The organism is Mycobacterium sp. (assembly GCF_049281135.1).
Taxonomy (GTDB): domain Bacteria; phylum Actinomycetota; class Actinomycetes; order Mycobacteriales; family Mycobacteriaceae; genus Mycobacterium.
This window is the reverse complement of record NZ_JBAPRN010000531.1, coordinates 1-6099: the sequence shown is the minus strand read 5'-3', so window position 1 is coordinate 6099 and position 6099 is coordinate 1. Positions and strand designations below refer to the sequence as shown.

Annotated in this window: 6 protein-coding genes and 1 pseudogene; 3 read left to right on the top strand and 4 right to left on the bottom strand. The window is 65.1% G+C overall.

Going from position 1 to position 6099, the window contains the following annotated elements; genetic code table 11:
* The coding region (locus WAN02_RS20970; RefSeq protein WP_422266141.1) for a methyltransferase domain-containing protein at positions 1-638 on the bottom strand (638 nt) is incomplete at its 3' end.
* Between the two features lie 209 nt (positions 639-847).
* Between WAN02_RS20970 and WAN02_RS20965 the strand changes: the two genes are divergently transcribed.
* Positions 848-1738: an SDR family NAD(P)-dependent oxidoreductase gene (locus WAN02_RS20965; protein ID WP_422266140.1), complete on the top strand. Its 891-nt coding sequence runs from the start codon at positions 848-850 to the stop codon at positions 1736-1738.
* 12 nt (positions 1739-1750) lie between these two features.
* On the opposite strand, the gene WAN02_RS20960 is transcribed toward WAN02_RS20965, so the two are convergent.
* Together WAN02_RS20960 and WAN02_RS20955 are read right to left on the bottom strand one after the other, a co-directional pair.
* On the bottom strand, positions 1751-2497 hold the full coding sequence (locus tag WAN02_RS20960) for a class I SAM-dependent methyltransferase (protein WP_422266139.1): 747 nt from the start codon (positions 2495-2497) through the stop codon (positions 1751-1753).
* Between the two features lie 60 nt (positions 2498-2557).
* Positions 2558-3925, bottom strand: coding sequence for an adenylate/guanylate cyclase domain-containing protein (locus WAN02_RS20955; RefSeq protein ID WP_422266138.1), 1368 nt, complete (start codon positions 3923-3925; stop codon positions 2558-2560).
* A 117-nt stretch (positions 3926-4042) separates the two neighbouring features.
* Here WAN02_RS20955 and WAN02_RS20950 point away from each other — a divergent pair, with 117 nt between their 5' ends.
* The gene (locus WAN02_RS20950) at positions 4043-4804 is read left to right on the top strand and encodes an SDR family oxidoreductase (protein WP_422266137.1); all 762 of its coding nucleotides are present in this window, start codon (positions 4043-4045) and stop codon (positions 4802-4804) included.
* Between the two features lie 146 nt (positions 4805-4950).
* Positions 4951-5135, top strand: a pseudogene (rpmE, locus tag WAN02_RS20945) (50S ribosomal protein L31); the annotation flags it as partial.
* Positions 5136-5160: 25 nt separating this feature from the next.
* On the opposite strand, the gene WAN02_RS20940 reads toward rpmE, so the two are convergent.
* On the bottom strand, positions 5161-6099 hold a 939-nt coding region (locus tag WAN02_RS20940), incomplete at its 5' end, for an aldehyde dehydrogenase family protein (RefSeq protein WP_422266136.1).

Here is a 6099-nt window from a genome sequence, read left to right as displayed (position 1 = left end):
TGAGCCCCGCCGGTGGGAAGCGCCCGCCACACATCGACCGGCGGACGCAGGGTCGGGACCATCACCGCCAGTCGACCGCCGGGCTTCAGCACGCGGGCGATCTCAGACAGCGCCGCCGCCGGATCGGGGATCAGCTGCAGCACCGCGATCGAGACCGCGGCGTCGACGGTCTCATCACGCAACGGAAGTCGTTGCGCGTCCGCCCGCAAGAACCCGACCTGCGGACCCGCGGCCGCGCGCACCGCGCGCGCCAGCATCGGTTCGGAGATGTCGACGCCCAGTGCAAGGCCGTCGGCTCCGGCGGCGTGAGCCAACGATGTGGTGATGGAACCGGGACCCGAACCAACGTCCAATGCGACGCCGCCCTCCGGGATGTCCAGCCATTCGATGGGGAGTTGCCACGCGGCGATGAACCGGCGGGTCAGTGCCTGGGCGTTGTCGTAGAGAAAAGACCCGATCGGCGATGCCCACACCGCTTGGATAGCGCCGTCGTTCTTGGCCACTTCGTTGTCCCCGACGACTGAGGTGCCGAGCAGGTCCAGGTAGCCGTTGCTGACATCCGGGTCGCTCGGTGGGTCAACCAGCAGATCCAGTGCCCGACTCAGTGCGGGCGGCAGCGCCGTACTCACATCTGTCATTTGCGTTGTTCCTCCTCGTTGCTTCGCGCTGCATTGTCGCTGACGCGTGTCATGTGCGTTCCTTCGACGAAATATCAAGTTTCACAGGCGTTTACGAATTGACAACCACGATTCGAAGCCCCCGTTCTTCCGCCCGCAGCCTACGCCTGGGCGCGCGACGCTTCCACCCGCCGAGGTAGCCGCACCGACGGCGGCGCTACTGTCGAATCGTGACTACACAATGGTCGCCGAGCCGACTCGGCAACCTGTCCGGCAAACGCATCATCGTGACCGGGGCTACCAACGGAGTGGGCCTTGGTACTGCGCGCCTTCTCGCGCAGGCGGGCGCGCACGTGATCCTGGCCGTCCGCAACACACAGTTGGGTGCGCAGCGAGCCGCCGAGATCGGCGGTTCCACGTCGGTCGCCAAGCTCGATCTCGCCGACCTCTCGTCCGTGCGGGCCTTCCCCGACCAGTTCGACGGCGACGTCGACATCTTGATCAACAACGCCGGGGTGGTCGTCCAGCATCGCACCGACACGGTGGATGGCTTTGAAATGACCATGGGTACAAACTTTTTGGGCCCGTTCGCGTTGACCAACCTGATGTTGGAGCGGGTGCGCTCACAGATCATCAACGTCGGATCCGATGCGCATAAGTCGGCGACACTGCACCTGGACGACATGCACCTGCGCTCGCACAAGTGGACGGCGTATCCGGCGTACGCGCGTTCCAAACTTGCGGTGATGCTCTGGGGCCTCGAACTCGACCGCCGGTTGCGGGCGGCGCAGTCGCGGGTCACCACCCAGCTCACTCACCCAGGTTGGGTGTCGTCGAATCTCTCGCAAGTGTCGGACAAGCCAGTGATGGCGGGTTTTCATCGCGCGGTGACCGCGCTGGCGGACCGGTTCGGCAACGACATCGAAGAAGGCGCTGCGCCGACGCTGTATTGCATCAGCGAGCCGATTCCGCCCGGCAGCTACGTGGGTGTCGACGGCCGGCTCGGATTGAAGGGCGGCCCGGTGCTCATCGGCCGGTCGACTCTCGCGTGCGACTACGACACCGCCGCAAGGGTGTTCGAGTTCGGCGAAAAAGAAACCGGGACAAGCTTTTCGATTTAATCGACCGTGTTGCTAGGTCGGACTGGCGAAGATTGCCACGGCGTCTCCACCGACCGATACGCCGTCCGGGCCGATTCGCTCGATCAACCGTGCCCGCAGCTCGGTCGCTTTGTCGGCAGCGAGAATCAGCTGGTGGGAGAATGTGAAGGCGATGTCGACCCACTGCCGAGCGGAGTAGTGCAGGTCGTGCGGGTACTTCTGCTCGGTGACGGTGAAGCCCGCAGCCGCGATCATGTCGATGACCTCTCCGGGATTCCCGTCGCCCCTGCGGGTTTCGACGTCCATGTAATCCCGGTAGATCGCTTCGAACTCGGCGCGCGTCGGATTGGTCGGCCGTAGCCGATTCCAGATCAGCGCCAGCCTCCCGCCGTCGTCGAGGATGCCGCGGATCTTGGGCAGCGCCACGGCCGGATCCACCCAGTGGAAAGACGCGGCGAATACCACCCGGTCGAATCGACGTCCGGCGGGATCCCAGTCCTCGAAGGTCGCGAGTTCAACGGGGATGCCTTTGGCCTGCGCGACGGCGGCCATCCGGGTGTCGGGTTCGACGGCGAGAACGTCGGCGCCACGCTCGACCATCTGCATCGAGGCGATCCCGGTGCCGGCACCAGCCTCCAGAACGCGGTACGCATCGGGTGCCAGCACATCGTCGATCAACCGGTCGGGATAGCGCGGACGATACGTGTCGTAGTTCTGTGCAGCACCTCCAAATGAGTTGGCGCGGTCGCGATTAGTGAATAAATTCAGTCGCGGTGGCATGTCGCCCAGCGTATCGACGTAACTTATGTCCCCGCTGTGAAGCCGCGTCGGCGGCGCTCGCTACTGTTTGACGTTCGCGAGTGCTCTCTCGAGCGCGCACACCCACCAGTGGCCCGGCACACCCTTCAACTGGTGCTCGCCGCGATCGGTGAACCGGTGCCGCGAGCCGGTGACGATATCGCGAACCGTCGACGACACCAGCACTTCGCTGGGCCCGGCCAGCGCCGCGACGCGCGCGCCGATGTGAACAGCCATCCCGGCGACATCGTCGCCGCGCACCTCGACCTCGCCGGCGTGAATACCCACCCGAATCTCGATGCCGAGCACCCGGATCGCGTCGATAAGGGAGTCGGCGCACGCGATCGCGGCGCTCGGGCTGGGAAAGGACGCGATGAATCCGTCACCGGCGGTGTTGACTTCGAAACCGCCGAACCGTTCGAGTTCGTGACGCACGATCGTGTCGTGATTTTCCAGCAGGTCCCGCCACCGGCCGTCGCCCAGCACGGCGGCGCGTTCGGTCGAGCCGACGATGTCGGTGAACATGATGGTGGTGAGCACCCGCTCGGCGCCGAAGCCGCCTCGGACGCCAGTGACGAACTCCTCGATCTCGTCGAGCATTGGGGCGGTGTCGTCGGTCCAGTAGAGCGCGTCTGCTCCAGGTAGCTCGACGAGGTGTGCTCCGGCGATGTGCTCGGCGATGTACCGGCCGTTGTCGACAGGGCAGAACTCGCAGTCCTCGCGGTGCACGACCAGCGTCGGCGCGGTGATCCGCGCCAGGGTGTCGCGGACATCGCAGTGCCTGACGGTCAGGATGATGGCGCGGGCCATGCTGGGTGAAGCCGCCCGGTTTCCGGCCATGTCCCACCACGAGCGGAATGCGTTGTCGTCGACCTTGCTGGGCGCGATGAAACCGAGCATGTCGAAGCCCTGGTCAACGGCATCCGGCTCCATCGCCACCGTCGTGTAGGGGTCTTCCTCCTCGACGATGTCGAACCCCATCGGATAGTCGGGCGCGCGAAGCGTCCGAGCCGCGCCGTTGACGACCACCAGGTTGCTCACCCGTTCGGGATAGTCGGCAGCCAGGATCAGTCCGGTCATCGAGGCAAACCCGGGGGCGAAGATCGTCGCCCGCTCGCATCCGATCGCATCCATGACCGCGATGGCATCTTTTGCCCAGAACTTCGGCCCGATCACGTCCCGCGAAACGCGTGACGACATGCCGACCCCGCGCTGGTCGAGCCGAATCACCCGGCTGAACGATGCCAGCCGCCGGTGAAAGCGGTACATCGACGGCTCGGCGTCGATGGTGTCGATCGGAATGGACGGACCCGGCAGCACCAGCACGTCGTTCGGTCCATCGCCAAACGCCTGGTAGGCGATGTCGACCTCGCCGCAACTGGCGTAGCGAGTCCGCGGAAACTGCGCCACAGCTACAGGCTAGTTCAGGATGCCGACACGTTTACGAAGAGTTTGACGCGGTAACCGCATACCGGGCCCGCTGCCGCGAGTATGCAGGTAGCAGAAAGCGACGGAGAGGAACAGAGCATGCAGTTGTCGGGTAACACCGTTCTGGTCACCGGAGGTGGTACCGGAATCGGCCGGGGCCTCGCCGAGGCATTCCACCGATTAGGCAACAACGTCATCATCGCCGGCCGCCGGCTCAACACACTGGAAGCCGTCGCGGAAGCCAACCCGGGCATCCAATTCCTGTCGCTGGATCAAGCTGACTCCGCCGACATCCGGCGATTCGCCATCGAGATGTCCGACAAATACCCCGAGCTCAACGTGTTGGTCAACAACGCGGGGATTCAGCGCGTCGAGGATCTCACCACCGGTAACCCCGGCACTGCCGAGCAGACCCTTGCTGTCAATCTGCTCGGACCTATCCGGCTCACCTCGGCGTTGCTGCACTTACTGCTGGGCAGGCCGCGCGCGGCGATCATCAACGTCACGTCCGGGCTGGCGTTCATGCCGAGCGCGCTCACGCCGACGTACTGCGCCAGCAAGGCGGCGATGCACTCCTACACGCAGTCGCTGCGTTTTCAGCTGCGCGAGTCTGCGGTCCAGGTCGTCGAAATCATTCCGCCGCGAGTGCAGACAGCGTTGCAGGGCGATCGCGGATTCGACCCGCGGGGAATGCCGCTGGACGAATTCATCAGCGAGACGATGACGCTGCTGCAAACCAAGCCCGACGCCGACGAGATTGTCGTGGAGCGAGCCAAGGGATTCCGGTTTGCCGAGCGGGACGGCGCATTCGACGAGATCTATCCCGTCTTCAACGAGAAGATGACCGCCGACGCCGACTAGGGGAGCAGCGCCATTATTTCGTCGACACGCCGCTGACCGACGGCTCGGCGCCACTTGGGTAGTTAGACGTCGAGATCGCCGTTAGCGCGCAAGTCATTCGAACTTTTCCGCGCCAGTGTCGATCTCGACGCCGACGCGCTCAACGGCGCGCTGATCTCACCCGCTCGCGCGCTATCGGCTGGGAAGCATCGACCGGTGTGCAGACCTACCCCTGGTGGTGGTCGGAGTATCCAGCGACTCGCATCCGTTCTGGACCGGATCGCGGCGCACGCTCGACACGGCGGGCCGGGTGGAAAAGTTCTACCAGCGTGACGGACGTCGCCCGTCATAGCGACCAAAGCCTAAGGCCGACAACCTCAGTCGCGGATGAAACCCTTGTTGCGCATCAGGAAGTCAGCGAGAAAACCGTCGTGCGGAATCTCGGGGGCGGTGTGGTGGGTGGGATGCCGGCCGCCGTAAACGTTGGCGATGGTCGGTTCGGCCAGCAGATCGTCGATCAGGCCTTCGTCGCTGGTGATCGCGCTGATCACCAGCGAATGCCGCAGCGGCTCCAGCCCGTCGGCCCGCGACCACGGCGAGACCCAGACGCAGGGGAACGGCAATTCAACGTTCAGTTTGGTGACATCGGGTTTGGCCAGCAGGTGTACGGCCGGACGGAGCGCCGCGTAGCTGTCACTGAGTGCGGCGACTACCTGGTCAGCGCCCAGCAACGGCGTGGCGCCCGCGGCCACAGTTGCCAGATGACTCGCCAAAGCCGTTGCTGCGCCGATGTTCTGGGTGGGCAGAATGGCCCGCTCATCATCGGTCGGCAGCACCGCGATCGTCGACAATCGTTCGGCGATAGCCGCGGCCAGCGGAGCGGGGTCGCCTTCGAAGAGCACGGCGGTGGCGTTGACGCATGCCACGCCACCGAGATTGGCGATCGAATCGGTGATCACGTCGAGGTAGTCGCGCCAGTCGTGGTCGGCGGTGATCAGGATCTTGGCCCGGCCCGGGCCGTTGACGAACACCGTCGGGTCGCCCGCGTATTTGTCGACGACGTCTTGACCGCCGTAGACCATCGCGAGATCGGCTGAGCGGATCATCTCGTCGGCGCCGCGATGATCGGTAGGTAGATACATGGCGTCATGCGGCCGAAACCCGGCCTGCCCCAACGCGTGGACAAGCCGGTGTGCGGTGAGCGGCTCACGGCGGGACGGGCGGACCGCTACCCGGTAACCCAGTGCGAGCGCTTGCGGCCACAGCCCGTGCACGCCCGGGCCGTTGCCGGAGGCAAGCACCGCGAAGGTTTCGCC